The sequence below is a fragment of the Cupriavidus oxalaticus genome (assembly GCF_016894385.1).
Lineage (GTDB): Bacteria > Pseudomonadota > Gammaproteobacteria > Burkholderiales > Burkholderiaceae > Cupriavidus > Cupriavidus oxalaticus.
Genome location: NZ_CP069812.1, coordinates 448119 through 472574, shown reverse-complemented (window position 1 = coordinate 472574; position 24456 = coordinate 448119). Strand labels below are relative to the sequence as shown.

General features: G+C 66.4%; 27 protein-coding genes and 1 other RNA gene. 10 read left to right on the top strand and 18 right to left on the bottom strand.

All coding sequences use genetic code 11. The annotated features are described in order from the left end of the window. The first annotated feature begins 27 nt into the window (after positions 1-27). The 5 genes from JTE92_RS14535 (at position 28) to JTE92_RS14515 (ending at position 4431) form a co-directional block, all read left to right on the top strand. Entirely contained in the window at positions 28-1206 is a 1179-nt protein-coding gene (locus JTE92_RS14535) for a glycerophosphodiester phosphodiesterase (protein ID WP_063236963.1), read from the top strand. A gap of 74 nt (positions 1207-1280) precedes the next feature. Further along, the gene (gene ruvA, locus JTE92_RS14530; RefSeq protein WP_063236798.1) at positions 1281-1862 is read left to right on the top strand and encodes a Holliday junction branch migration protein RuvA; all 582 of its coding nucleotides are present in this window, start codon (positions 1281-1283) and stop codon (positions 1860-1862) included. A gap of 46 nt (positions 1863-1908) precedes the next feature. Further along, positions 1909-2967 (top strand): Holliday junction branch migration DNA helicase RuvB, encoded by a 1059-nt coding sequence (gene ruvB, locus JTE92_RS14525; RefSeq protein WP_063236797.1) that lies wholly within the window; start codon positions 1909-1911, stop codon positions 2965-2967. Positions 2968-3186: 219 nt separating this feature from the next. After that, entirely contained in the window at positions 3187-3801 is a 615-nt protein-coding gene (locus tag JTE92_RS14520; RefSeq protein ID WP_232353218.1) for a hypothetical protein, read from the top strand. 45 nt (positions 3802-3846) lie between these two features. Continuing rightward, a complete protein-coding gene (locus tag JTE92_RS14515) occupies positions 3847-4431 on the top strand; it encodes a BPSL1445 family SYLF domain-containing lipoprotein (RefSeq protein ID WP_063236796.1) in 585 nt (194 codons plus the stop codon). A gap of 90 nt (positions 4432-4521) precedes the next feature. Here JTE92_RS14515 and JTE92_RS14510 read toward each other — a convergent pair whose 3' ends face one another. The 4 genes from JTE92_RS14510 to tyrS all read right to left on the bottom strand — a co-directional run bounded on the left by JTE92_RS14510 (position 4522) and on the right by tyrS (position 7651). After that, complete coding sequence (locus JTE92_RS14510; protein ID WP_035878153.1) at positions 4522-5196, bottom strand: histidine phosphatase family protein; 675 nt, start codon at positions 5194-5196, stop codon at positions 4522-4524. Between the two features lie 29 nt (positions 5197-5225). Continuing rightward, entirely contained in the window at positions 5226-5873 is a 648-nt protein-coding gene (locus tag JTE92_RS14505; protein ID WP_063236795.1) for a YbhB/YbcL family Raf kinase inhibitor-like protein, read from the bottom strand. 64 nt (positions 5874-5937) lie between these two features. Continuing rightward, positions 5938-6399 carry a D-aminoacyl-tRNA deacylase gene (dtd, locus tag JTE92_RS14500; protein ID WP_063236794.1) on the bottom strand — a complete coding sequence of 154 codons (462 nt, stop codon included), beginning with the start codon at positions 6397-6399 and terminating at the stop codon, positions 5938-5940. A gap of 10 nt (positions 6400-6409) precedes the next feature. After that, the gene (gene tyrS / locus JTE92_RS14495) at positions 6410-7651 is read right to left on the bottom strand and encodes a tyrosine--tRNA ligase (RefSeq protein WP_063236793.1); all 1242 of its coding nucleotides are present in this window, start codon (positions 7649-7651) and stop codon (positions 6410-6412) included. Positions 7652-7921: 270 nt separating this feature from the next. Between tyrS and JTE92_RS14490 the strand changes: the two genes are divergently transcribed. Both JTE92_RS14490 and JTE92_RS14485 read left to right on the top strand, forming a co-directional pair. Further along, a complete protein-coding gene (locus tag JTE92_RS14490; RefSeq protein WP_063236792.1) occupies positions 7922-9316 on the top strand; it encodes a M23 family metallopeptidase in 1395 nt (464 codons plus the stop codon). Between the two features lie 52 nt (positions 9317-9368). Continuing rightward, entirely contained in the window at positions 9369-10454 is a 1086-nt protein-coding gene (locus JTE92_RS14485; RefSeq protein WP_063236961.1) for an anhydro-N-acetylmuramic acid kinase, read from the top strand. Here JTE92_RS14485 and JTE92_RS14480 read toward each other — a convergent pair. Next, a complete protein-coding gene (locus tag JTE92_RS14480; RefSeq protein ID WP_063236791.1) occupies positions 10442-11359 on the bottom strand; it encodes a LysR family transcriptional regulator in 918 nt (305 codons plus the stop codon). The genes JTE92_RS14485 and JTE92_RS14480 overlap by 13 nt on opposite strands. 89 nt (positions 11360-11448) lie before the next feature. Here JTE92_RS14480 and JTE92_RS14475 point away from each other — a divergent pair, with 89 nt between their 5' ends. Next, a complete protein-coding gene (locus JTE92_RS14475) occupies positions 11449-12258 on the top strand; it encodes a phytanoyl-CoA dioxygenase family protein (protein ID WP_063236960.1) in 810 nt (269 codons plus the stop codon). Between the two features lie 57 nt (positions 12259-12315). On the opposite strand, the gene erpA is transcribed toward JTE92_RS14475, so the two are convergent. The 4 genes from erpA to rplM form a co-directional block, all read right to left on the bottom strand. Continuing rightward, entirely contained in the window at positions 12316-12684 is a 369-nt protein-coding gene (erpA, locus tag JTE92_RS14470) for an iron-sulfur cluster insertion protein ErpA (RefSeq protein WP_010813904.1), read from the bottom strand. Between the two features lie 108 nt (positions 12685-12792). Next, positions 12793-13290 (bottom strand): bactofilin family protein, encoded by a 498-nt coding sequence (locus tag JTE92_RS14465; RefSeq protein ID WP_063236790.1) that lies wholly within the window; start codon positions 13288-13290, stop codon positions 12793-12795. Positions 13291-13541: 251 nt separating this feature from the next. Next, a complete protein-coding gene (rpsI, locus tag JTE92_RS14460; RefSeq protein WP_018312775.1) occupies positions 13542-13934 on the bottom strand; it encodes a 30S ribosomal protein S9 in 393 nt (130 codons plus the stop codon). A gap of 12 nt (positions 13935-13946) precedes the next feature. After that, a complete protein-coding gene (gene rplM, locus JTE92_RS14455; protein ID WP_010813907.1) occupies positions 13947-14375 on the bottom strand; it encodes a 50S ribosomal protein L13 in 429 nt (142 codons plus the stop codon). A 707-nt stretch (positions 14376-15082) separates the two neighbouring features. Here rplM and JTE92_RS14450 point away from each other — a divergent pair. Further along, entirely contained in the window at positions 15083-15505 is a 423-nt protein-coding gene (locus JTE92_RS14450) for an OsmC family protein (RefSeq protein ID WP_063236789.1), read from the top strand. Positions 15506-15558: 53 nt separating this feature from the next. Here JTE92_RS14450 and rnpB read toward each other — a convergent pair. From rnpB to JTE92_RS14425, 5 genes are all read right to left on the bottom strand, one after another. Then, positions 15559-15899, bottom strand: an RNA gene (rnpB, locus tag JTE92_RS14445) — RNase P RNA component class A. Between the two features lie 23 nt (positions 15900-15922). Then, complete coding sequence (locus tag JTE92_RS14440; protein ID WP_063236788.1) at positions 15923-16762, bottom strand: DUF3025 domain-containing protein; 840 nt, start codon at positions 16760-16762, stop codon at positions 15923-15925. Positions 16763-16773: 11 nt separating this feature from the next. Further along, the gene (pyrC, locus tag JTE92_RS14435) at positions 16774-17808 is read right to left on the bottom strand and encodes a dihydroorotase (RefSeq protein ID WP_063236787.1); all 1035 of its coding nucleotides are present in this window, start codon (positions 17806-17808) and stop codon (positions 16774-16776) included. Between the two features lie 45 nt (positions 17809-17853). Beyond that, positions 17854-19158: a glycerate kinase type-2 family protein gene (locus tag JTE92_RS14430; RefSeq protein ID WP_063236786.1), complete on the bottom strand. Its 1305-nt coding sequence runs from the start codon at positions 19156-19158 to the stop codon at positions 17854-17856. Next, complete coding sequence (locus tag JTE92_RS14425) at positions 19155-20228, bottom strand: tartrate dehydrogenase (protein WP_063236785.1); 1074 nt, start codon at positions 20226-20228, stop codon at positions 19155-19157. The genes JTE92_RS14430 and JTE92_RS14425 overlap by 4 nt, the downstream gene beginning before the upstream one ends. Positions 20229-20385: 157 nt before the next feature. Here JTE92_RS14425 and JTE92_RS14420 point away from each other — a divergent pair, with 157 nt between their 5' ends. Next, positions 20386-21216 (top strand): class II glutamine amidotransferase, encoded by an 831-nt coding sequence (locus JTE92_RS14420; RefSeq protein ID WP_029048545.1) that lies wholly within the window; start codon positions 20386-20388, stop codon positions 21214-21216. Positions 21217-21279: 63 nt separating this feature from the next. On the opposite strand, the gene JTE92_RS14415 is transcribed toward JTE92_RS14420, so the two are convergent. The 4 genes from JTE92_RS14415 to JTE92_RS14400 form a co-directional block, all read right to left on the bottom strand. Then, entirely contained in the window at positions 21280-22014 is a 735-nt protein-coding gene (locus JTE92_RS14415) for an amino acid ABC transporter ATP-binding protein (RefSeq protein ID WP_063236784.1), read from the bottom strand. Beyond that, entirely contained in the window at positions 22011-22694 is a 684-nt protein-coding gene (gene gltK / locus JTE92_RS14410) for a glutamate/aspartate ABC transporter permease GltK (RefSeq protein WP_063236783.1), read from the bottom strand. The genes JTE92_RS14415 and gltK overlap by 4 nt, the downstream gene beginning before the upstream one ends. Before the next feature lie 9 nt (positions 22695-22703). Next, entirely contained in the window at positions 22704-23432 is a 729-nt protein-coding gene (locus JTE92_RS14405; protein ID WP_063236782.1) for an amino acid ABC transporter permease, read from the bottom strand. Positions 23433-23495: 63 nt separating this feature from the next. Then, entirely contained in the window at positions 23496-24395 is a 900-nt protein-coding gene (locus JTE92_RS14400; protein WP_063236781.1) for a glutamate/aspartate ABC transporter substrate-binding protein, read from the bottom strand. Positions 24396-24456 lie beyond the last annotated feature (61 nt).

Genomic DNA, 24456 nt, shown 5'->3' with positions numbered 1-24456 from the left:
CAGATCGATGTCCTCGCCCGCCCCGTCATGCTTGCCTTGCGGCGCTGGCGGTTTCCCGTCACCACGGTCGCGGCCTGCGCCGTGCTGGTCGCCGGCTGTGCCACCGCGCCCCGGCCGAAACCCCATGCGCCGCCGGCGCCGGCCCCGGCACCAGGCACGCCGCAGCAGCCCCCCGCCGCGGAGAAACCGAAGGCGCTGGTCATCGCCCATCGCGGCGCCAGCGCGCTGCGCCCCGAACACACGCTGGCCGCCTACACCAAGGCGATCGAGGACGGCGCCGATGCGATCGAGCCCGACCTCGTCATGACCCGCGACGGCGTACTGGTGGCCCGCCACGAGAACGACATCACCGGCACCACCAATGTCGCCGACGTGGCGCAGTTTGCCGACCGCAAGCGCACCAAGGTCATCGACGGCGAGCGCCTGACCGGCTGGTTCACCGAAGACTTCACGCTGGCCGAGCTCAAGACGTTGCGCGCGCGCGAGCGCATCCCGCGCCTGCGCCCGGCCAATGCGCGGCTGAACGACCAGTTCGAGATCCCCACCTTCGAAGAGATCGTTCGCCTTGCCGAGCAGGCGTCGCTGCGCACCGGCAAGCCCATCGGCATCTACGCCGAGCTGAAGCATCCGAGCTATTTCCGCGGCATCGGCCTGCCCATGGAAGACAAGCTCGCCGCCGCGGTGCGCGCCCAGCCTTACCTCGGGCAAGCGCCGCTGTTCATCCAGTGCTTTGAAGGCGGCAGCCTGCGCGCGCTGCGGCGCACGCTCGGCCACGCGCAGTCCAACGTCAAACTGGTGCAGCTGGTCGGCAACCCGCGCAAGAGCCCCGCCGACTGGAAGCTTGCCGGCGACAACCGCACCTTCGGCGACATGCTGAATACGACCGGCCTGCGCGAAGTGGCGACCTACGCCGACGGCATCGGCCCGGAGAAAAGCAGCGTCGTGCCGCGCGACGCCGAGGGCGCGCTCGCCGCGCCGACCGCGTTGGTCCGCCAGGCCCATGCCGCCGGCCTGTTCGTCCATCCCTACACCTTCCGCCCGGAAAACAGGTTCCTGCCCAAGGCGCTGCAGACCGGCGGCGACGAGGCCACGCGCAGCCCGTCGGGCATGGTGCGCGAGCTGGAAGCGTTCATCGCGGCCGGCGTCGATGGCTTCTTCACCGACGACCCGGCGCTGGGGCGCCGCGCGGTCGATACAAATCGCTGAGGCGGCAATATTGCGTCAATACGGCCGCGGGGTACACTTGCGGCCGCCTCATCCCCTACCCAACCAACCCAGACATGATCGGACGCATCGCCGGCACCCTCATCGAGAAGAATCCCCCGCACCTGCTGGTCGACTGCCATGGCGTCGGCTATGAGGTCGACGTACCGATGAGCACCTTCTATAACCTGCCTGCAGCGGGCCAGCCGGTCACGCTGCTGACCCAGCTGATCGTGCGCGAGGACGCGCACCTGCTGTACGGCTTCGGCACGACGGCCGAGCGCAATACCTTCCGCGAGCTGATCAAGATCAGCGGCATCGGCGCGCGCATGGCGCTGGCGGTGCTGTCAGGCATGTCGGTGTCCGAGCTGGCGCAGGCGATCACGCTGCAGGAAGCGGGCCGGCTGACGCGCGTGCCGGGCATCGGCAAGAAGACCGCCGAGCGGCTGCTGCTCGAGCTCAAGGGCAAGCTGGGCGCGGAACTGGGGCATGTACCCGGCGCCGCGGCGGTGCCCGACAGCGCCGTCGATGTGCTCAACGCGCTGCTCGCGCTGGGCTACTCGGAGAAGGAGGCCGGCGCGGCGATCAAGCAGGTGCCGGCCGGCACCGGCGTGTCCGAGGGCATCAAGCTGGCGCTCAAGGCCTTGTCCAAGGGCTGAGGCGTAGAATGGCGGGGTCTTTTCCGGGGTATCCCCCATTTGCGCCATGATCGAGACCGACAAGCTTTCCGCCCCCGCCCGCGTGATTTCCGCCGCCCCCGCCTCGTCGCAGGAGGAGGCGTTCGAGCGGGCATTGCGGCCCAAGCTGCTCGACGAGTACGTCGGCCAGGAAAAGGTGCGCGGGCAGCTCGATATCTTCATGCAAGCCGCGCGCAAGCGGCGCGAGGCGCTCGACCACGTGCTGCTGTTCGGCCCGCCGGGCCTGGGCAAGACCACGCTGGCCCATATCATCGCGCGCGAGATGGGCGTGGGCCTGCGCCAGACCTCCGGCCCGGTGCTGGAGCGCCCGGGCGACCTGGCGGCGCTGCTGACCAACCTGGAAGCCAACGACGTGCTCTTCATCGACGAGATCCACCGGCTGTCGCCGGTCGTCGAGGAGATCCTGTACCCGGCGCTGGAGGATTACCAGATCGACATCATGATCGGCGAAGGCCCGGCGGCCCGCTCGGTCAAGCTCGACCTGCAGCCGTTCACGCTGGTGGGCGCCACCACGCGCGCCGGCATGCTGACCAATCCGCTGCGCGACCGCTTCGGCATCGTGGCGCGGCTGGAGTTCTACAACGCCGAGGAACTGGCGCGGATTGTCACGCGCTCGGCCCAGTTGCTGCACGCCAGCATCGATCCGCAGGGCGCGCTGGAGATCGCGCGGCGCGCGCGCGGCACCCCGCGTATCGCCAACCGGCTGCTGCGCCGTGTGCGCGACTATGCCGAGGTCAAGGGCGACGGCACCATCACGCGCGAGATGGCCGATGCCGCGCTGGCCATGCTCGACGTCGACCGCGTCGGCTTCGACCTGATGGACCGCAAGCTGCTGGAAGCGGTGCTGCACAAGTTCGGCGGCGGCCCGGTGGGCGTGGACAACCTGGCCGCGGCCATCGGCGAGGAGCGCGACACCATCGAGGACGTGCTCGAACCCTACCTGATCCAGCAGGGCTACCTGCAGCGCACGCCGCGCGGGCGCGTGGCCACGGCGGCGGCCTACCGGCATTTCGGGCTGGCGTCGCCGCAGGCTGGCGGCGGCGGCGAGTTGCTCGACGGGCAATAAGGCGCGGCGACGGGGCGTCGGCATCAGCCAATTAAACGTTTTAATCTCGCCCCCCAAATTTTTTCGAAGTGGATTGCTGGCCCATGGCCCATTGTCCACAATGGCTTCATCGGCACCTGCCTGGTGCCCGCCGATGACCGCCCGGCAGGGTTGCCCAAGGGCTGCCCGCCGGGGTTGCGGCGCCATTGTGAACCGGTTTCCGTCCTTGCAAGGAATGCCATGAGCCGTCGCCTGCGCCGTTCCGCTTCGTCCCTGCTCGCCGCCACCCTGGCCAGTGCCGCATTCGCATTACTGGCTGCCGGGAACGCCAATGCCCAGCGTGCGCAGGGCCCCGTCGGCGTCGCCGAGGAAGCCGTGATCAGCGGCAAGATCATCGATATCGACCCCACCTCCAAGGCCGTGCTGGTGCAAGGCCCGCGCGGCAATGTGGTCGAGCTGGTCGCGGGCGACGAGGCGAAGAACTTCGGCCAGGTCCGCAAGGGCGACATCGTCACCGTGACGCGCGGCGCCGCGCTGGTGGCATCGCTGGAACCGCTCGACAGCAAGGCCACCGCCATGGCCGAGCAGGTCGATCGCACCTCGCGCGCCGCCGAGGGCGGCAAGCCGGGCGTCATGCGTGAGATCACCACCACGGTGACCGCGGAAATCACCAAGATCGATCCGGCCAAGCGCCTGGTCACGTTCCGCGGGCCACGCGAGACGCTGCGCACCGTCAAGGTCGAGGATCCCGCGATCGACCTGAACCAGATCAAGCGCGGACAGATGGCCAAGCTTGTCTACCGCGAAGTCGTGGCCATTACGGTCAAGGCCCCTGCGGCGGCCAGCGCCAACTGAGCCGCCGTGCCGGGCGCGGTACTTTTCCCCACCAGGAGGTTACCTATGAATCGTCGCCACTTTGTTACCCGGGTTGCCGGCTCGGGCCTGCTCGTTGCCACCGCAATGGCGGCAGGCTGCACCACCACCGGCAGCAGCGCCTCGAAGGATCCGGTCGCCAAGAAGCAGGAAATCGATGCCGGGGTGGACGGAGCGCTGAACCGGCTGTTCGCCGCCAACGCCGGTGCACGCGACCTGGCGCAGCGTGCGCAGGGGGTCCTGGTGTTCCCGCGTGTCATCTCGGCCGGCCTGGTGGTAGGCGGCGAATACGGCGAGGGCGCGCTGCGGTCCAAGGGCGCGACGGTCGGCTACTACAGCACGACCCAGGCCTCGGTCGGGCTGACCGCCGGCGGGCAGTCCAAGGCCGTCATCATCATGTTCATGACCCCGGAGGCCTACAGCAAATTTGTTTCCAGCAAGGGCTGGACCGCCGGCGCCGATGCGAACGTGGCGGTGGCCAAGGTCGGCGCGGACGGCAGGCTCGACACCCTGACCAGCCAGCAGCCGGTGATTGCCTTCGTGCAGACCAATGCCGGCCTGATGTTCGACGTCTCGGTGAACGGCTCCAAGATCACCAAGCTGGATATCTGACGCGGCTGCCCGGCCGATACCGCTCCGTCCCGCAATTCCCGGCTTCGGCCGGGAATTTTCATGTCGGGCGCGAGAAGGATATCCAAAGATTCAAGGCACCCGCCGGTCCACCTCGTCCAGTGCCAGGTTTTCCAGGTGGCTCACATCGCCCCACGCCGCCAGCGTCAGGTGCGAGCTGTCGCTGCGCAGCCGGTTGACACTGGCATTGAGCAGCTCATGCTGGCGCGGGGCTTCCAGCGTCATGCCGGTCGCCTCGCGGTACAGGCAGTCGAGCACGCCGCCGTGCGCGACCAGCGCGATACGCTCGCCGGGATGGCGGCGCGACAGCGCCAGCACGGCGTCGACGGTGCGCTCATGGAAACCGAGCAGCGATTCGCCCTCGGGCGGTGCGTAGTCCGGAACGCGCGCCTGCCAGCGGGCGAAGTCTTCGGGCAGGTCCTCGGCCACTTCGGCGTAGGTCTTGCCCTGCAGCGTGCCGTAGCTGCGTTCGCGCAGGCGCGCGTCGGGACGTATCTGCAGCCCCAGCGCCTCGGCCAGCGGCGCCGCGGTTTCCATGGCCCGCGACAGGTCGCTGGAATACACCGCGTCGATCGGCTCGCCGGCCAGCGCGGCGGCCAGCGCGCGCGCCTGGGCGCGGCCGGTCTCGTTCAGCGGAATATCGAGCTGGCCTTGCAGCCGGCGCTCCCGGTTCCAGGCCGTTTCGCCATGACGGATTACGATCAGGTGGGTAAAGGCCAGCGATTGCAGCCCGGAGCTTAGCGACATGCCGATTCCTTCGGTTTCCTTGAAGCCGCTTACTGCGCCAGCTTGGGATTGAGCGTGTAGGTGCCGGTCAGGCTGGCCTGCGCCAGCACGTGGCCCTGGATTGCGTCGCGCACCTGCACGCCGGTGAAGGTGCCATCCAGCGGCACGCGGTCGATGTCCAGCGCATACAGCGTGAACACGTAGTGGTGCAGCAGCGTGTCGTTCCACGGCGGGCACGGGCCGTCATAGCCGTAGTAGTCGCCGTTCATGTCGGCATCGCTGGCGAACCAGCCGGTGTAGTCGTTGATGCCGTGGCGCAGGCCGCCCGCGGTGGCGGTGCCGCCGGCGGCCTCGGGACCCGGCTTGCCGCGCGCGATCACGCCGTCGCTGTGCGAGGCGGCGGCAATCGAGCTCAGGCCCGGCGGAATGTCGACCAGCACCCAGTGGAAGAAGTCCACGCGCGGCAGCGAAGCCGGCACTTCGCGGCCTTCCTGGTTGACGTCGTCGCCCTTGCTGGGCACGTCGCGGTCGTGGCAGATCAGCACGAACGAGCGCGTCTCGGCCGGCGCGTCTTCCCAGTGCAGGTCGGGATTGCGGTTGGCCGACAAGGCCACGTGGCTGGCGGCGTCGGGCACGCAGAAAGCAAACTCGCCAGGGATCGGCGCGTTGTCGTTGAAGGACTTGCTCCAGAGTTTCATTTGTCTCTCCTGTCTTGATGCCGCGCCGGGGCGCGACAGCTTGGGATCTGTCTTGCTATCTGTGTCAGGCCGGCGGCACCCGCAGCCAGAACGTGACCGGCCCGTCGTTGACCAGGCTGACCTGCATCATCGCGCCGAACTCGCCGGTCTGCACCTGCGGATGCGCCGCGCGCGCCTTTGCCACGAAATGTTCGTACAACCGCTTGCCGTCCTCCGGCGACGCCGCCGGCGTGAAGCTGGGCCGCGTGCCGCTGTTGGTGTCGGCCGCCAGCGTGAACTGCGACACCACCAGCAGGCCGCCGGCATTGCCGTTGCCGTCCATGTTCTGCACCGGCAGGTTCATCTTGCCGGCGGCATCCGAAAACACCCGGTACGACAGCATCTTGGCCAGCAGCCGCTCGGCCTGCGCCTCGGTGTCGCCGCGCTCGGCGCAGACCAGGGCCAGCAGGCCGGCGCCGATCTCGCCGGTGGTGCGGCCCTCGACGCTCACGCGAGCCTGCGCGACCCGCTGGATCAGTGCGATCATGCCCGCCGCCTCAGGACAGCGTCACGCGTGCGAAGCGGCGCTTGCCGACCTGCACCACGTAGGTGCCGGCGGCGACCCTGGTGGCCTTGTCGCTGACCGTGGCGCCGTCGATCTTGACGCCGCCCTGCTCGATATTGCGGTTGGCTTCGGACGTGGACGGCACCAGGCTGGCCTGCTTGAGCAGCTGCGCGATGCCCAGCGGCGCGCCTTCCAGGCTGACCGCGGGGATATCGTCCGGCACGCCGCCGCGGGCGCGGTGGTTGAAGTCTTCCAGCGCCTTCTCGGCATCGGCCTGGCTGTGGAAGCGCGCCACGATCTCCTGCGCCAGCAGCACCTTGCAGTCGCGCGGGTTGCGGCCCGCGGCGATTTCCTGCTTCATCAGGTCGATCTCGGCCATCGGGCGGAACGACAGCAGCGTGAAGTACTGCCACATCAGGTCGTCCGAGATGCTCATCAGCTTGCCGAACATGTCGTTGGGCGCCTCGGTCACGCCGACGTAGTTGCCCTTGGACTTGGACATCTTCTCGACGCCGTCCAGGCCCACCAGCAGCGGCATGGTCAGGATGCACTGCGGCTCCTGGCCGTACTCCTTCTGCAGTTCGCGGCCGACCAGCAGGTTGAACTTCTGGTCGGTGCCGCCGAGTTCCAGGTCGGACTTGAGCGCCACCGAGTCGTAGCCCTGCATCAGCGGGTAGAGGAACTCATGCACCGAGATCGGAATCCCGGAGCGGAACCGCTTGGTGAAGTCGTCGCGCTCCATCATCCGCGCCACGGTGTACTTGGCGGCCAGCTGGATCATGCCGCGCGCGCCCAGCGGGTCGCACCACTCGCTGTTGTAGCGGATCTCGGTGCGGGCCGGGTCGAGCACCAGGCTGGCCTGGCGGTAGTAGGTCTGCGCGTTGGCCTCGATCTGCTCGCGCGTCAGCGGCGGGCGCGTGCTGTTGCGGCCCGACGGATCGCCGATGGTCGAGGTGAAATCGCCGATCAGGAAGATCACCTGGTGGCCGAGGTCCTGCAGCTGGCGCAGCTTGTTCAGCACCACGGTGTGGCCGATATGGATGTCGGGCGCGGTCGGATCCAGGCCCAGCTTGATGCGCAGCGGCACGCCGGTGGCCTCGCTGCGCGCCAGCTTCTGCGCCCATTCGGATTCAATCAGAAGTTCGTCGCAGCCGCGCTTGGAGACCTCCAGGGCGTGCATCACCGACGGCGTCAGGGGGAATTTGGCCGCGGGGCCCGTGGAAACTTCAGTCATGACGTAAGTCTTTGAAATACATGAAATTTTAGGAAAGATTCCGACAGCCGCGAGCAGCGGATTTTGGTATAATCCGCCTTTCCGGGCGCCATCAGGACCCATTCCTGTGCGCCACCCGTCACCTGCCGCAGCGCTCGATCCGAATCGAGGCAGCGATCCGATGCAGGTGGCCCGATAAAGTGAACAGCACGCGCCGCACCTCGGGGGAGGAAGGCAAACGAGACACATCGTTCCGGCAGCGGTGCTCAGACCAAGGTTGAATTTTACGTGATGTGGTCAAGACTCCGCGAAGTTTTCGCGCGCGAGCTGGTGGTTCTCGTTGACCCAACCAACCCCCAGCATGCGCGCCGGCGCAAGCAGCTCACTGCCTCGGTGGGTGCAATCTTCACGCTCGGCATGGCCGCGGCGATGGGCGTTGCACCGCGCAGCGCCTTCGACGATCCGCTCGCCCCGCGCACCGAGCAGCCCCTGCGCATGCCCGACGTGCGCGAGCAGCTCGACCTGCTGACCGACAGCCAGGCCGTGTACGTGCGCGAAGAGCGCATGCAGCGCGGCGACACCATCGGCAGCCTGCTGCGCCGTCTCGGCGTGGACGATCCCGATGCGCAGGCCTTTATCGTCAAGAACCCCACCGCGCGCGGCCTGTTCGGCCTGAACCCCGGCCAGGCGGTGCAGGCGGAGATCGACGAAAGCAACATGCTGGTGTCGCTGCAGGCCAACCTCGGCGGCGACGCCGCGGCCTCGCGCGAGCTGGTGATCGAGCGCGTGCGCGCGGCCGCCGGCAACGGCACCGCCGCCTACAAGGCCAAGGTCCAGCGCGTCGACAATGACGTGCACTACGAGATGGCGTCGGGCGCGATTTCCGGCGCCGGCTTCTTCAAGGCCATGGACGCGGCCAACGTGCCCGACGAGGTCGTGCAGCAGATGCTGTCGATCTTCTCCGGCGTGATCGACTTCCACCACGACATCACCAGCGGCGACCGCTTCCGCATCATCTATGAAGCGGGCTTCCGCGACGGCACCTTCGTGCGCAACGGCCGCGTGATTGCGATCGAGCTGATCAACCGCAACCAGCTGCACCAGGCGCTCTGGTTCTCGCCGGAAGACAGCAAGAATGGCGCCGGCGCCTATTACACGTTCGACGGGCGCAGCATGAAGCGGCCGTTCCTGCGTTCGCCGGTGGAGTTCTCGCGCGTGTCGTCGGGCTTCGGCGGCCGCGCGCATCCGCTGCACCACGACTGGGCCCAGCACAAGGGCGTGGACTTCGCCGCCCCGACCGGCACCAAGGTGCTGGCCACCGGCGACGGCGTGGTCGAATTCGTCGGCCAGCAGAACGGCTACGGCAACATCGTCATCCTGAGCCATGCCAACGGCTACTCGACCTACTACGCGCACCTGTCCGGCTTTGCCGGCATGCGCCAGGGCCAGCCGGTGCGGCAAGGCCAGCTGATCGGCTATGTCGGCTCGACCGGCTGGGCTACCGGCCCGCACCTGCACTATGAGTTCCGCTTCAACGACGTGCCGCAGAACCCGCTGACCATCACGCTGATGGAATCGCCGCCGCTGAGCGGCAAGTCGCGCCAGGAATTCCAGACGTACACCAGCGGGCTGCTCAGCCGCATCAATGCGCTGCGCGCCTACAACGTACTGACCGCTTCCAACTGACGCGCCGACCGTGACCCAGCCCGCGCCAGGCAGCGAACGCTATATCGGCATCATGTCCGGCACCAGCATGGATGGTGCCGATGCGGTGCTGGTCGATTTCAGCGGCGCGCGGCCGGAGGTACTGGCCGCCGCCAGCGAACCCTTCCCCGAGGCGCTGCGCGCCGCATACGGCGCCCTGCAGCAGCCGGGCGAGGACGAGATCCACCGCGAGGCCCTGGCGGCCAATGCACTGGCCGAGGTCTACGCCGCCTGCGTGGCCACGCTGCTGCGCGAGGCGGGCGTGCCAGCCGCCTCGGTCGCCGCCATCGGCGCGCATGGCCAGACCATCCGCCACCGGCCCGGCCTGTACGACGGCATCGGCTATACCCGTCAAAGCCAGCATCCGGCCCGGCTGGCCGAACTCGCCGGCATCGATGTGGTGGCGGATTTCCGCAGCCGCGACGTCGCCGCCGGCGGCCAGGGCGCGCCGCTGGTGCCGGCCCTGCATCATGCGCTGTTCGGCACCAACACCGAGACCCGCGTCGCTGGCAATATCGGCGGCATTTCCAATATCAGCATCCTGCCTGCCTCCGGCGCCGTCAGCGGTTTCGACTGCGGCCCGGGCAATGCGCTGCTCGACTACTGGATCCACCGCCACCGCGGGCTGCCGTTCGACAGCAATGGCGACTGGGCGGCCAGCGGGCGCGTCGACGATGCGCTGCTGGCGCGGTGCCTGGCGGATCCCTACTTCAGCGCGCCGCCGCCCAAGAGCACCGGGCGCGACCTGTTCCATCCCGGCTGGCTGGATAGCCAACTGCAGGCTTTCGGGCACCTCGCGCCCGAGGACGTGCAGGCGACGCTGGCGGCGCTGACCGCCGAAGCCATCGCGCGCGACGTCCGCACCCATGCGCACGACGCAAGGCGCCTCGTGGTCTGCGGTGGCGGCGCCCGTAACGCCTTCGTGATGGCACGGCTGGCGCAGGCGCTGCCCGGCGTGGCCATCGAAACCTCGGAACACTACGGCGTGCCGGTCTCGCAGGTGGAAGCCATCGCCTTCGCCTGGCTGGCGCGCCAGTGCGCGCTGCGCCTGCCCGGCAACGTGCCTGCCGTGACCGGCGCCGCCGGGCCGCGCGTGCTGGGCGCGATCTATCCGCGCTGAACGGCTTCCGTGCCGGCAGCGCCCTCCTCCACATACCTCATGAATGCCTGCGCCAGCGGCGACGCCCGCATGGCCGGCGAGCGCGCCAGGACCACGCGCTGCGGCGTCACTGGCTCGCGCAGCGGCAGGCAGGCGATCGGCATGCCGTCGTAGCTGTGGTCCCCGGCCGGCCGTGTGCAGGACAGCGCCACGCCGTAGCCGTGCGCGACCAGTCCGCGCTGCATCTCGAAGGTCTGCGTGTACTGGTGCAGCGCCGGATGCAGGCCATGCGCCCAGAACAGCGACAGGAAGTATTCGCGTGTCTGCGGGATGTCCTCGAGGATCAGGCGCTCGCCGGCAAGGTCGGCCAGGCTCACGTCTGGGCCGCGCGCCAGCGCGTGTCCCGCGGGCAGCAGCGCGTAGGGCGGCAGTTGCGCAAGCGTGCAGCGCTCGGTGCGGGCATCCAGGCCCAGGTCATAGGTCAGCGCCAGTTCGGCCTTGCCGGTCTGCAATGCGCGGTGCACGGTGGCGAGGTCAGCCTCGAACAAGGTCATCGAGACGCGAGGGTGCCGCTCGCGGAAGCCGGCCAGCAGGCGCGGCACGAAATACGGCCCCAGGTCCTGGAAGCACGTCAGCGACAGCTGGCCGCTCAGGCCGCGCTCGCCCGCTTCGTCGGCAGTCAGGCCGGCCGCCAGCGCCAAGATGTCGCGGGCTCGGCCAAGCAGGCGCTGGCCGGCGGGCGTCAGCGCCAGGCCACGGCTGACCTGGCGCCGGAACAGGGGCTCTCCCAGTGTGTCTTCCAGCTGTGCGATCGCGGTCGACACGGACGGCTGCGACACATGGCGGGCGCGCGCCGCCGCGCTGATGCTGCCGTGCTCGGCGGCTGCGACAAAGTACTCGAGCTGGCGGAAAGAGAAGGGGATCATATTTTCCTATATCACAACATAGGAAATATATGCTTTTCCTATCCATCGGGGATGCCGATACTGCGAGCATCGCCAAATGGAGCCCCGCCATGGAAATCACCCAGGAACAGATCGATACCTACCAGCGCGACGGCGTGCTGGTGCTGCGCGGCGCGTTCGCGGACTGGGTCGAACCGCTGTGCGAAGGTTTCGCGCAGAACCTGGCCGAGCCGGGGCCGTTCGCCATCGAAAATGTACAGCCCGGCGAAGGCGGGCGCTTTTTCGAGGACTACTGCAACTGGCAGCGCATCGCGCCGTTCGATGCCTTTATCCGCCAGTCCGCTGCGGCGTCCATCGCCGGCCGCATCATGCAATCGCAGGCCGTGCAGGTGTTCCACGAACACATCCTGGTGAAGGAGCCCGGCACGGCCAAGCCCACGCCGTGGCACCAGGACCTGCCCTATTACTGCGTCGACGGCACCCAGACCGCGAGCTACTGGATCCCGCTGGATCCCGTCACGCAGGCCAATACGCTGCGCGTGGTGGCCGGCTCGCATCGCTGGCCGCGGCTGGTGCGGCCCAGGCGCTGGGCCAGCAACGAAAGCTTCTATGGCGGCCGGGGCGACGATGACAGTGCGTTCATGGACATGCCGGATGTCGAGGACGGCAGCCACACGCTGCTCGCGCCCGAACTGGAGCCGGGCGATGCGGTGGTGTTCGACTTCCGCACCGTGCACGGCGCCGCGGGCAATACCGGCAATGGCCGCCGGCGCGCGTTCTCGGCGCGTTTCCTTGGGGACGACGTGCGCTTCATGCAGCGGCCGGGACGTACCTCGCCGCCGTTTCCAGGCATCGGCCAGCAGACCGGCGAGCGCTTGCGCGAGGACTGGTTTCCGGTGGTCTGGCGCGCCGGCCAGTAATCACGATCCCGAAACAAAAAAACGCACCCTAAGGTGCGTTTTTTAGGCCGGAACCGCTCAGACCGAGAACGACGAGCCGCAACCGCAGGTGGTCGAGGCATTCGGGTTCTTGATCACGAACTGGGCGCCGTTGATGTCTTCCTTGTAGTCGATCTCGGCGCCGACCAGGTACTGGTAGCTCATCGAGTCGATCAGCAGGGTGACGCCGTTCTTGACCATGGTGGTGTCGTCTTCGTTGACTTCCTCGTCGAAGGTAAAGCCGTACTGGAAGCCCGAGCAGCCGCCGCCCTGCACGAACACGCGCAGTTTCAGCTCGGCATTGCCCTCTTCCTCGATCAACTGCTTGACCTTGTCGGCGGCGCTGTCGGTAAAGACGAACGGTGCCGGCACGTCCTCGGTAACGGGTGCCTCTGCGACTGCGTTCATGGGGTGTTCTCCTGTTTAGATACGCCTGTATTCTAAGCGCTACTGGAAGATCGTGCCGAACCCCTTTGTTTTCAAGGGTTTCCGGACGTGCGACGTGCGGCAGGCCACTCAGGCGGCCTTTTCGGTGGGACTGGTCGCGACGGGCTGAGTTTCCTCATCCACGGCATCGACCTCAGCCGCCTCTCCCATCACTTCCGTCACCGCTCCCGCGACGACCACGTTGGGCAACGCCTTGATTTCACCGGCTGCCCCCTGTGCCAGCGGCACCAGCCTCCCTTCGACCAACGCCCCTTGGTGCATCTCCAGCGCCGCATAACGCACATCACCCAGCACGCGGGCCTGTGGCTGCAATTCCAGCAGGTCGGAAGCGTGTACCGGCCCCTTGACCGTGCCATTCAGCACCAGGTGGCCGACGCTGATCTCGCCCTCGACCATGCCCTTCTCGCTGATCACCAGCATGCTCGCCTTGCCCGGCGCCGCGGTGACATTGCCGCGCACGCGCCCGTCCAGCCGCAGGCCGCCGGCAAACACCAGATCGCCGTCGATGGCGGTGTCTGCGCCAATCAGCGTATCGATCGAAAGGCCTTTCTTCTTCGAAAACAGCATCGCTCACTCCTCTCTCGTTCGTACCGGGCCCGACACCCGGAGCGCATCGCCCTGGCAGACGGCTTGCCGAAGGCGACAGGGCGTGATTGTATCCGCGTGCAGCCGATACCCCACAAAAGTCTGGGAGCCCGACCGCAATTTCAGCAGCCGAATGCGAATCCGCAGGACACGGGCGAAAAAAAACCGCACGGCCAGCGTGCGGTTTTTTTGCACTTCGCGGCATCCGGCAGGACCGGAACCGCGAAAACGCATCAGCGCTTCGAGAACTGCTTGCGACGACGCGCCTTGTGGAAGCCGACCTTCTTACGCTCGACTTCACGTGCATCGCGCGTGACGTAGCCAGCCTTCGACAGGGCCGACTTCAGGGTCGCATCGTAGTCGATCAGGGCGCGGGTGATGCCGTGGCGCACTGCGCCGGCCTGGCCCGTTTCGCCACCGCCGGTCACGTTGACCTTGATGTCGAACGTTTCGCCGTGGGCGGTCAGTTCCAGGGGCTGGCGCACGATCATCAGCGAGGTTTCGCGAGCGAAATACTCTTTGATGGGCTTGCCGTTGACGACGATGTCGCCCTTGCCCGACTTGATGAAGACACGAGCCACAGCGCTCTTGCGGCGGCCAGTACCGTAATTCCAGTTACCGATCATGGATTGGCCTCCTTAGATTTCCAGCGCCTTGGGCTGCTGCGCTTCGTGCGGATGCTCGGCTTCGGCGTAAACCTTCAGCTTCTTGATCATCGCGTAGCCCAGCGGACCCTTCGGCAGCATGCCCTTCACAGCCTTTTCCAGGGCACGGCCCGGGAAACGCTGTTGCATCTTGCCGAACGTCGTTTCGTAGATACCGCCCGGGTAGCCCGAATGGCGATAGTACTTCTTGTCCGTTTCCTTGGTACCCGTGACACGCAGCTTGGCTGCATTGACGATGATGATGTAATCACCCGTGTCGACGTGCGGAGTGAATTCCGGCTTGTGCTTGCCGCGCAGACGGCGTGCCACTTCGCTGGCGACACGGCCGAGGACTTTGTCCGTCGCGTCAATCACGTACCAGTCGCGCTTTACCTCATGAGGCTTGGCGGAAAAGGTCTTCATGATTTTTCCTGACTATTAGTTCGTGCCCGAATCCGACTCGCGAAGGCTTGTGCTCGCCCCTGCAAGTCTTGTGGCCGGTCCCGGGGGACTGGCCGGATGCTGCTTCTTCTTTCCCGCGGGCATGACGGAAAAGCCCACGATTATAATGGCGGCTCTGGGACTGGCACAAGCAAAGACTGGGGTTTTCGTCAAGATCGTTGCCGCAAATCGACTACCTGAGCAGCGTGAGCCACTTCGATAGCAGGGGCGAAAAAAAACCCAAGCTGGTTTAGCTTGGGTTTGAATCCACCAAAGGAGGAGGGTGGAGGAGACACTTGGAGATCGACGGGGACCTGCGGGCGGTGCGGCTGGCGTATCCGGAAGGCTTCGCTTTCGCACTCTGGCGCGCTGTCAGCGCCGTCGTTCAATGATTGAAATTATACATGGGGTTTTCCCGGATGCAAGGGGAATTTGTAGTGCGAAATGCGATTTCGTATAGCGGGAAGATGAACCCCGACCTCGCCTCGCATGAATTTCCTTTAAAAACAATGACATAAACTCAAGATGTCATTGCCATAGAACCGTCACATTAGAGGAAACCCTCAGATTTTATAAGGCTATCGGCATCCGGCTGCCCAACTTGACGATGCCATATACTGGAATTGCAAGATGCGAGATCACGCGCTGGTGATCGCAATGTCACAACATAAACGACAGGAACGAACAGAATGGAATGCAAAGTAACATGGATGGGCACCGACGGCATGAGCTTCGTGGCCCAGACCGGCAGCGGCCATATCGTTGCGATGGACGGCGCTCCCGAGGGCGGCGGCCATAACCTTGCGCCGCGGCCGATGGAAATGGTGCTGGTCGGAACCGGTGGCTGCACGGCCTATGACGTGGTGCTGATCCTCAAGCGCGGCCGCCAGGACGTGCGCGGCTGCAGCGTGCAGCTGCAGGCCGAGCGCGCCAGCGAAGACCCCAAGGTCTTCACCCGCATCAACTTCCATTTTGTGGTGACCGGCAAGAATCTCAACCCCGCCACGGTCGAGCGCGCGATCACGCTGTCGCACGAAAAGTACTGCTCGGCGTCGATCATGCTGGCCAGGACGGCCGAGATCACGCACACGCTGGAAATCGTCGAAGGCTGATGGAAGTTGGCCGCCCGGTGTGCCGCGAAGGCGCCGGGTCATGCCGAAGACTGAAGCAAAGCAGGCCGATAAGCCGGATTCTGTGCACACCGCCCGCCTTGCGGCCAGCGGCGCGTGACAACCATTCCTCTAGGCCGGCTGTTACCAGCCGGCTCCAGCTCCCTACCCGCAGACTCAGCGGGCCGCTTCATCGCCTGCCTATTTGGGATTGCTCCAGGTGGAGGTTACCGCGTTTCACCCTTCCCGCCGGGCGAACCCGGCGGCAAGACTCGTCTCTGTGGCCCTATTCCGCACGTTGCCGTGGATGGCTGTTAGCCAACACCCTGCCCTGTGGAGTCCGGACTTTCCTCCCCCTGCACCTTGCGGTACAGGCAGCGGTTGCCTAGCCTGCTTTGCGGGCCGCAGTCTAACACCGATTCAATCGGGTTGCCGGCGTAAATCCCGCATGCGCCCGGGCCGGAACACGGTGGTGTCGGCATAGAAATCTGGCGAGGCGTTGTCGTCACACCACCCCGGGATCCCCATGACAGGCAGCGGGGCGAAGCAGCGGCCGCCGCGCAACGCGCCGGCTGCAGCAGCGTCTTGCAGCGACAACGCCACCGCCTTGTCCAGCGCGCCATCCGCCACCAGCGGCAGCGTCCAGGCATGAGCGGTCACGGCCTTGTACGGCTGCACCAGCTTTTCCAGCAGTGCATGGCCGAACGGCACCACCCTGCAGGCGGTGTCCCACACGTGGCGCTGCGTGACAAAGAGCTGCTGCCAGGCAAACCCTCGCAGCGCTTCGGCATGTTCGTCGCCCTCGCCCAGGAACAGCACCGCGTTCTCGTCGAACAGCGTGGCCGCGTCGCGTACGCCGCCGCGCGTGGTACGCACGCCTTCGCGCGCGATCACCGTGGCCTGGATCCGGTTGAGTACGCGCTTGGCCTGGGGGAAATGCAGCCAGACCAGCGCGTTGAAGAAATCGTGGAGATTGTCGCGCGTCGGGACCTCGCCGGTGGCGTCGATATGCGCTTCATAGGCACTGCCCTCCGGCAAGGCCAGTTGCGGGACAAAGCGCAGCGGCAGGCCGCGCCCGTTGTGCAGACCCAGCGCGCCGGACTCGGTATCGAGCAGTGCCCGCAGGTCGGCCCCGCCCTGCACTGCCGCGGCCAGCGCTGCGCCGCGCGGGGCAAAGGGTTGGAACCATGGCCGGGACCATTCGATCCCGGCCAGCGCGGCGGCGAAGGATTCGCCCGCCGCGGTTGCTCCGGCTGGCAATGCCGCAGCGGTCAGCGCGCCTTCCAGCGCAGCGTCTCGCCGCCGCGCAGCGGCACCAGCGTGGTGTCGCCGTACGGCAGTTCGGCCGGCAGCTGCCAGTCTTCACGCTCCAGCGTCAGCGTGCCGGTGTTGCGCGGCAGGCCGTAGAAGGCCGGGCCGTTGAAGCTGGCGAAGGCTTCCAGCTTGTCGAGCGCGCCGGCGGCGTCGAAGGCCTCGGCATACAGCTCCATCGCGTGCAGCGCGGTGTAGCAGCCGGCGCAGCCGCAGGCGTGCTCTTTCAGCCCGCGCGCGTGCGGCGCGCTGTCGGTGCCCAGGAAGAAGCGCGGGTTGCCCGAAGTAGCGGCCGCCACCAGCGCCTCGCGGTGGGTTTCGCGCTTGAGCACCGGCAGGCAGTAATAGTGCGGGCGGATGCCGCCGGTGAAGATCGCGTTGCGGTTGTACAGCAGGTGGTGGGCGGTGATGGTCGCGCCGACCGGGCCGCCGGCTTCCAGCACGTATTGCGCGGCGTCCTTCGTGGTGATGTGCTCGAACACCACCTTCAGTTCGGGCATGTCGCGGCGCAGCGGCGTCATCACCTGCTCGATGAACACGGCCTCGCGGTCGAAGATATCGATGGCCGGGTCGGTGACTTCGCCGTGCACCAGCAGCGGCAGGCCTTCGCGCTGCATCGCTTCCAGCGCGGCGTAGCAACGGCGGATGTCGGTCACGCCGGCGTCGCTGTTGGTGGTGGCGCCCGCCGGGTACAGCTTGACGCCGTGCACGAAGCCGCTGGCCTTGGCCGCGACGATTTCCTCGGGGCTGGTGTTGTCGGTCAGGTACAGCGTCATCAGCGGCTCGAACTGCATGCCGGCCGGCAGCGCCGCCAGGATGCGGGCACGGTAGGCCTGCGCCTGCTCCACCGTGGTCACGGGTGGCTTCAGGTTCGGCATGATGATCGCGCGCGCGAACTGGCGGGCGGTGTCGGGCAGCACGGCCGCCAGGGCTGCGCCGTCGCGCAGGTGCAGGTGCCAGTCGTCCGGGCGGGTGATGGTGAGCTTCTGGGTCATGGCTTGCTTGGGCCCGCCGCGGGGACGGCGGGCGCTTCTTCAGAATCAGAGAATCAGGATGGCGCGGTAATCGTTCACGTTGGTGCGCGTGGGTCCGGTGACGACCAGGTCGCCGATGGCATCGAACAGGCCCCAGGCGTCATGCGCGTCGAGCTGGCGCTGGCCCGGCAGGCCGGCGGCTTCGGCGCGCGCCAGCGTGGTCGGATCGGCCAGCGCGCCGGCGTTGTCTTCCGAGCCGTCGATGCCGTCCGTGTCGGCAGCGATCGCATGCACGCCAGGCATGCCTGCCAGTTCGACCGCCAGCGACAGCAGGAACTCCGAGCAGCGCCCGCCGCGCGCCTTGCTTGCGCCGCCGGCCGGCAAAGTGACCGTGCACTCACCTCCGGAAATCAGCGCCACGGGCGTGGCGAACGGCGCATTGTACGCGCGAATCTCGCGCACCAGCGCGGCATAGACCCGCGCCACTTCGCGCGCCTCACCCGTCACCGTGTCGCCCAGAACCACCGGCGTGATGCCGCGTTGGCGGAACAGCGCGGCGGCGGCCTCGAGGCTGCCGTGAGCCGTGGCAATCATGACGTTGTCGACACGATCGAACAGGGGATCGCCGGGCTTGGGCGTCTCCGGCACCTCGCCCCGCGCGCCCCGTTCCAGGTGCGACTGCACGCTGGCCGGCACCTGCGCGCCATAGCGGCGCAGGATCTCCAGCGCGTCGCCGAAGGTGCTGGGGTCGGCCACGGTCGGGCCCGAGGCGATCGCGCTGGGATCGTCGCCGGCCACGTCCGAGACGATCAGCGTGGTCACCGGCGCCTGGCTCGCCTGTGCGAGCCGGCCGCCCTGGATGCGCGAGATGTGCTTGCGCACGATGTTCATGTCGGTGATCGGCGCGCCACAGCGCAGCAGTTCCCTGGTGGTCGCCTTCAGGTCGGCCATCGGGATGCCCTCGGCCGGCAGCGACAGCAGGCTGGAACCGCCGCCCGAGACCAGCACCAGCAGCCGGTCCCGCGGCGTCAGCGATTGCACCGCGGCGAGGATCTCCGCCGCGGCCTGCTCGCCCGACTCGTCCGGCACCGGGTGCCCGGCCTCGATCACGCGGATATGGTCGGTCGGCATGCCGTGCGCGTAGCGCGTGACCACCAGCCCTTCCAGCGTAGCCTTGCCGGCATAGGCGCGCTCGACCGCCGCGGCCATCGACGCGGCGGCCTTGCCCGCGCCCACCACCAGCGTGCGGCCATCGGCGTGCGGCGGTGGCAGGTGCCGTGCGACGATCTGCAGCGGGTCGGCCGCCGCCACGGCGGCGTGGAAGGTCTCGAGCAGCAGTGCGCGGGCGTCCCCCGCGAACGCGGCGCTCACAGCGCCTCCGCGATGGCGCGGCCCAGGTCCGCGGTACCGGCCTTGCCGCCGATATCGCGCGTCAGCGGCGCGTGCTCCGGCCCGGCGGCCAGCACCTTCTCGATCGCGCCCAGCACGGCGGCGCCGGCTTCGTCATGGCCGAGGTGTTCCAGCATCATGGCACCACACCAGATCTGGCCGATCGGGTTGGCCACGCCGCGCCCGGCGATATCAGGGGCCGAGCCGTGCACCGGCTCGAACAGGCTGGGGAAGGTGCGGTCCGGGTTGATATTGCCCGACGGCGCGATGCCGATGGTGCCGGTGCAGGCCGGTCCCAGGTCGGACAGGATGTCGCCGAACAGGTTGCTGGCGACCACCACGTCGAACCAGTCCGGATGCTGGACGAAATGGGCGGTCAGGATGTCGATGTGGTACTTGTCGACCTTCAGGCCGGGGTAATTCGCGGCCATTGCCTCGACCCGCTCGTCCCAGTACGGCATCGTGATCGAGATGCCGTTCGACTTGGTCGCCGAGGTCAGGTGCTTTTTCGGGCGCTTCTGCGCCAGCTCGAACGCGAACTTCAGGATGCGGTCGACGCCGGTGCGGCTCATCACGGTTTCCTGCACCACGATCTCGCGCTCGGTGCCCGGGAACATGCGGCCGCCGATGCTGGAGTATTCCCCCTCCGTGTTCTCGCGCACCACATAGAAATCGATGTCGCCGGGCTTGCGGCCCGCCAGCGGGCTCCGGATGCCGGGCATCAGCCGCACCGGGCGCAGGTTGACATACTGGTCGAACGAACGGCGGAACTGCAGCAGCGAACCCCACAGCGAGACGTGGTCGGGCACCGTATCCGGCCAGCCGACCGCGCCGAAGTAGATGGCGTCGTACTTGACCAGCGTGTCGAACCAGTCGTCCGGCAGCATCTTGCCGTGACGGGCGTAGTAGTCGCAGCTGGAAAAATCGAAGTGATCCCACTGGAAGTCGATGCCGAAGCGGCGCGCCGCGGCGTCCATCACGCGTATGCCCTCGGGCATGACTTCCGTGCCGATTCCGTCTCCGGGAATCACGGCAATCTTGTATTGGCTCATCGTTCTCGGGATTGCTAGCAGGTATGGTGGTGCCATGGGTCGCGCCGTTGGCACCGCACTGAAGCGACCGCGGGTTGCTTGGCAGCGGCCCGGGCGCGCGGGATAATGTCTGCATTCTATTGCAAAGCGGCAGCCCGCTGCCGACCGGTGCCCCGATATGTGCCAGTTGCTAGGCATGAACTGCGCCACGCCGACCGACGTGACGTTCTCCTTCACCGGCTTCGCCGCCCGCGGCGGCGTGACCGACCACCACGCCGACGGCTTCGGCGTCGCCTTCTTTGAAGACAAGGCCTGCCGCCTGTTCATCGACAACCAGTCAGCCGGCACCTCGCCGGTGGCGGACCTGATCAAGCGCTACCCGATCAAGTCCAAGAACGTCATCTCGCATATCCGCAAGGCGACGCAGGGCACGGTCCTGCTGGAGAACTGCCACCCGTTCATGCGCGAGCTGTGGGGCCGGCACTGGATCTTTGCCCACAACGGCGACCTGCTGAATTTTTCGCCGTTCCTGTCGGGCGTGTACCAGCCGGTGGGCGATACCGACAGCGAACTGGCCTTCTGCACGCTGATGCAGGGCCTGCGCAAGCGCTTCCCGGGCTCGCAGCCGCCGCTGAATGAACTGGGCCATGCGCTGGCCGATATCACGCGCGATATCACGCTGCATGGCGTGTTCAATTTCCTGCTGAGCAACGGCCAGGCCCTGTTTGCCCACTGCTCGACCCGCCTGTACTACATCGTGCGGGAGTGGCCCTTCTCGACCGCGCATTTGATCGATGCGGACCTGTCGATCGACTTTGCCCAGGTGACCACGCCGGACGACCGCGTTGCCGTGATCGCCACCGCCCCGCTGACCGACAACGAGACCTGGACCCAGTTCGCCCCGGGCGAGCTGATCATGTTCGAGCACGGGCGTCCGGTGATGACGCTGACCGTGCCGATCCCGCCAGAGGTCCAGGCCAAGAACGCGGCCAATACCGCCTGCACCTGAGCCATCCGGCACAATGAAAAAGGGACGCCTCGGCGTCCCTTTTTCATATGGCTGGCAGTCGTTTCAATGATGCAGGATCTTCGACAGGAACTGCCTGGCGCGCTCCGAGCGGTGCTCGATATCGCCGAAAAACTCTTCCTTGTCGGCATCCTCGACAATCTTGCCCTGGTCCATGAAGATCACGCGGTTGGCCACCTTGCGCGCGAAGCCCATTTCGTGGGTCACGCACATCATGGTCATGCCTTCCTGTGCCAGCTGCACCATCACGTCCAGCACTTCGTTGACCATCTCGGGGTCCAGCGCCGAGGTGGGTTCGTCGAACAGCATGCAGATCGGGTCCATCGACAACGCGCGCGCGATCGCCACCCGCTGCTGCTGGCCACCCGACAGCTGGCCGGGATACTTCTCGGCCTGGCTCTTCAGGCCCACGCGCTCCAGGTATTTCATGCCCTTGGCCATCGCCTCGTCCTTCGAGCGGCCAAGCACCTTCATCTGCGCGATGGTCAGGTTCTCGGTGATCGACAGGTGCGGGAACAGCTCGAAATTCTGGAACACCATGCCCACGCGCGAACGCAGCTTGGGCAGGTTGGTCTTGGGATTGCCCACCGAGGTGCCGTCGACCAGGATGTCGCCCTTCTGGAACGGCTCCAGCGCGTTGACGGTCTTGATCAGCGTGGACTTGCCCGAACCCGACGGGCCGCACACCACCACCACTTCACCCTTGGCAACCTTGGTGGTGCAGTCGGTCAGCACCTGGAAGGAGCCGTACCACTTGGAAACATTGTTGATTTCGATCATACAGCCACCTTTTTCTGGTAACGCTTGACCAGCAGCGAAGCGGAGAAACAAATGATGAAGTACACCAGGCCGGCGAACAGCAGCATCTCGACGATACGGCCATCACGCTCGCCGATGCCGTAGGCCTGGCCAAAGAAGTCAGCCAGCGCGCTCACGTACACCAGCGACGTATCCTGGAACAGGATGATGCCCTGGGTCAGCAGCAGCGGCACCATGTTGCGGAACGCCTGCGGCAGGATCACCAGCCGCATCGACTGCCCGTAGGTCATGCCCAGCGCCTGCGCCGCGAACATCTGCCCGCGCGACACGCTCTGGATACCCGCCCGGATGATCTCGGAGTAATACGCGGCCTCGAACAGCGCAAAGGCCACCAGCGCCGACGTCATGCGCAGGTCCGCCGCCGGCGACAGGTTGAAGATGCCCTGCAGCACCTGCGGAATGATCAGGAAGAACCACAACAGCACCATCACCAGCGGGATGGAGCGGAAAATGGTCACGTACCCCTGCGCGAACCAGTTCAGCAGCCTGAACGACGACAGGCGCATCATCGCCAGCAGCGTGCCCCAGACAATGCCGACCACCACCGCGGTCACGGTGATCTTGAGCGAGACCAGCATGCCCTCCCACAGCACATGCAGCGTGGCGGGGTTGATCGAGGTGAAATCGAATGAATAGGCCATGGCGCCCCCTTACTTGCCGCCGATGAAGCCCGGCACGCGCGTGCGGGCTTCCACCCAGCGCATCACCAGCATCACCGTCACGTTGATCAGCGCGTACATCAGCGTGACCGCGATGAACGATTCATACGGGCGCGCGGTGTAGTCCACCAGCTGCCGGCCCTGCGCGGCCAGTTCCAGCAGGCCGATGGTCGACGCCACCGCCGAGTTCTTGAAGATGTTCAGGAATTCGGAAGTCAGCGGCGGCACGATCACGCGGAACGCCATCGGCAGCAGCACATGGCGGTACGTCTGCGGCAGCGTGAAGCCCATCGCCAGGCCGGCGTTCTTCTGCCCGCGCGCCAGCGAGTTGATGCCCGAGCGCACCTGCTCGCAGACCCGTGCCGCGGTGAAGGTGCCCAGGCACAGCATCGCGGCCAGGAACTGCTGCGCGAACGGGTTCATCTGCTTGATCGTCTCGCCGCCGGGCAGCAGCTCGGGCGCGACGAAATACCAGATGAACAGCTGCACCAGCAGCGGGATGTTGCGGAAGATCTCGACATAGGTGGCGGCGATCCCGGCCAGCCACTTGTTTGGCACGGTCCGCAGCACACCGAGCACCGAGCCGATGACCAGGGCAATGACCCAGGACGAAAGCCCCAGCGCGATCGTCACCTTCAGGCCGGAGATCATCCAGTCCAGGTAGGTCTCGTTCTGGGCGGCCTGTTCGAGGAAGACTCCCCAATGCCAGTTGTAGTTCATGTTGCGTCCTCAAAAAGAAACGGAAGGACATGCCTTCCGTTTCGCACTGCTGGCACCGTCAGGTCAGTCCAGCGCCTTGTCGTTCGGCGCCTTGATCAGCGCCTTCATGTCTTCGGACAGCGGGAAGTCCAGGTTGAGCCCCTTCGGCGGCACCGCCGTCATGAACCACTTGGTATAGAGCGTATTGACCGAACCGTCCTTCATCAGGCCGGAGATCACGGTGTCGGACAGCTTCTTGAACTGCGGATCGTCCTTGCGGATCATGCAGCCATACGATTCACGCGACTGGGGCTTGCCCACCACGATCCAGTCGGCCGGGTTCTTGGCCTTGGCGCGCTCGCCGTACAGCAGCGCATCGTCCATCATGAACGCGACCGCGCGGCCCGATTCCAGCGTCAGGAACGACTGGCCGTGGTCCTTGGTGCTGATGATGTTCATGCCCAGCTTCTGGTCGTCGTTCATCTTGCGCAGCAGGCGCTCCGACGTGGTGCCGGCGGTGGTGACGACGTTCTTGCCCTTCAGGTCGGCCCAGTCCTTGATGCCGGTGTCCTTCTTCACCATGATGCGGGTGCCGATGATGAAGATGGAGTTGGTGAAGGCGACCTGCTTCTGGCGCTCCAGGTTATTGGTGGTCGAGCCGCACTCGATGTCGATGGTGCCGTTCTGCAGCAGCGTGATGCGGTTCTGCGAGGTGATCGGGATTTCCTTGACCTGCAGGTTCGGCAGCTTCAGCTGGTCCTTGATGGCTTCCACGATCTTCATGTTGATATCGTAGGAATAGCCGACCTGGCGCACGCCGCCGAGGTTGTAGTTGAACGGAATCGACGACTCGCGCACGCCAAGCGTAATCACGCCGGTGTCTTTGATCTTCTTCAGCGTGCCCGTCAGTTGTTCGGCTGCCTGGGCCGTTCCGCACATCACGCCGGCGGCAATCATCAGGGAAGCCAACTTGGCAAAATTCATAACATCTCCTTGACCATAGAAGAGAAAGCGGGATTCTAGAGACAAAACCCCCTCTGGTGAA

What these genes read in the sequence shown, in the direction of transcription:
- erpA (WP_010813904.1), bottom strand. Translation starts at nt 12,684, where the DNA reads ATGAACGCAGTCGCAGAGGCACCCGTTACCGAGGACGTGCCGGCACCG.
- JTE92_RS14400 (WP_063236781.1), bottom strand. Translation starts at nt 24,395, where the DNA reads ATGAATTTTGCCAAGTTGGCTTCCCTGATGATTGCCGCCGGCGTGATG.
- JTE92_RS14535 (WP_063236963.1), top strand. Translation starts at nt 28, where the DNA reads ATGCTTGCCTTGCGGCGCTGGCGGTTTCCCGTCACCACGGTCGCGGCC.
- JTE92_RS14505 (WP_063236795.1), bottom strand. Translation starts at nt 5,873, where the DNA reads ATGAAACTCTGGAGCAAGTCCTTCAACGACAACGCGCCGATCCCTGGC.
- pyrC (WP_063236787.1), bottom strand. Translation starts at nt 17,808, where the DNA reads ATGACCCAGAAGCTCACCATCACCCGCCCGGACGACTGGCACCTGCAC.
- JTE92_RS14490 (WP_063236792.1), top strand. Translation starts at nt 7,922, where the DNA reads ATGTGGTCAAGACTCCGCGAAGTTTTCGCGCGCGAGCTGGTGGTTCTC.
- rpsI (WP_018312775.1), bottom strand. Translation starts at nt 13,934, where the DNA reads ATGATCGGTAACTGGAATTACGGTACTGGCCGCCGCAAGAGCGCTGTG.
- ruvB (WP_063236797.1), top strand. Translation starts at nt 1,909, where the DNA reads ATGATCGAGACCGACAAGCTTTCCGCCCCCGCCCGCGTGATTTCCGCC.
- JTE92_RS14465 (WP_063236790.1), bottom strand. Translation starts at nt 13,290, where the DNA reads ATGCTGTTTTCGAAGAAGAAAGGCCTTTCGATCGATACGCTGATTGGC.
- JTE92_RS14450 (WP_063236789.1), top strand. Translation starts at nt 15,083, where the DNA reads ATGGAATGCAAAGTAACATGGATGGGCACCGACGGCATGAGCTTCGTG.
- dtd (WP_063236794.1), bottom strand. Translation starts at nt 6,399, where the DNA reads ATGATCGCACTGATCCAGCGGGTCGCGCAGGCTCGCGTGAGCGTCGAG.
- JTE92_RS14420 (WP_029048545.1), top strand. Translation starts at nt 20,386, where the DNA reads ATGTGCCAGTTGCTAGGCATGAACTGCGCCACGCCGACCGACGTGACG.
- JTE92_RS14480 (WP_063236791.1), bottom strand. Translation starts at nt 11,359, where the DNA reads ATGATCCCCTTCTCTTTCCGCCAGCTCGAGTACTTTGTCGCAGCCGCC.
- rplM (WP_010813907.1), bottom strand. Translation starts at nt 14,375, where the DNA reads ATGAAGACCTTTTCCGCCAAGCCTCATGAGGTAAAGCGCGACTGGTAC.
- ruvA (WP_063236798.1), top strand. Translation starts at nt 1,281, where the DNA reads ATGATCGGACGCATCGCCGGCACCCTCATCGAGAAGAATCCCCCGCAC.
- JTE92_RS14415 (WP_063236784.1), bottom strand. Translation starts at nt 22,014, where the DNA reads ATGATCGAAATCAACAATGTTTCCAAGTGGTACGGCTCCTTCCAGGTG.
- tyrS (WP_063236793.1), bottom strand. Translation starts at nt 7,651, where the DNA reads ATGACTGAAGTTTCCACGGGCCCCGCGGCCAAATTCCCCCTGACGCCG.
- JTE92_RS14515 (WP_063236796.1), top strand. Translation starts at nt 3,847, where the DNA reads ATGAATCGTCGCCACTTTGTTACCCGGGTTGCCGGCTCGGGCCTGCTC.
- gltK (WP_063236783.1), bottom strand. Translation starts at nt 22,694, where the DNA reads ATGGCCTATTCATTCGATTTCACCTCGATCAACCCCGCCACGCTGCAT.
- JTE92_RS14425 (WP_063236785.1), bottom strand. Translation starts at nt 20,228, where the DNA reads ATGAGCCAATACAAGATTGCCGTGATTCCCGGAGACGGAATCGGCACG.
- JTE92_RS14510 (WP_035878153.1), bottom strand. Translation starts at nt 5,196, where the DNA reads ATGTCGCTAAGCTCCGGGCTGCAATCGCTGGCCTTTACCCACCTGATC.
- JTE92_RS14485 (WP_063236961.1), top strand. Translation starts at nt 9,369, where the DNA reads ATGTCCGGCACCAGCATGGATGGTGCCGATGCGGTGCTGGTCGATTTC.
- JTE92_RS14475 (WP_063236960.1), top strand. Translation starts at nt 11,449, where the DNA reads ATGGAAATCACCCAGGAACAGATCGATACCTACCAGCGCGACGGCGTG.
- JTE92_RS14405 (WP_063236782.1), bottom strand. Translation starts at nt 23,432, where the DNA reads ATGAACTACAACTGGCATTGGGGAGTCTTCCTCGAACAGGCCGCCCAG.
- JTE92_RS14520 (WP_232353218.1), top strand. Translation starts at nt 3,187, where the DNA reads ATGAGCCGTCGCCTGCGCCGTTCCGCTTCGTCCCTGCTCGCCGCCACC.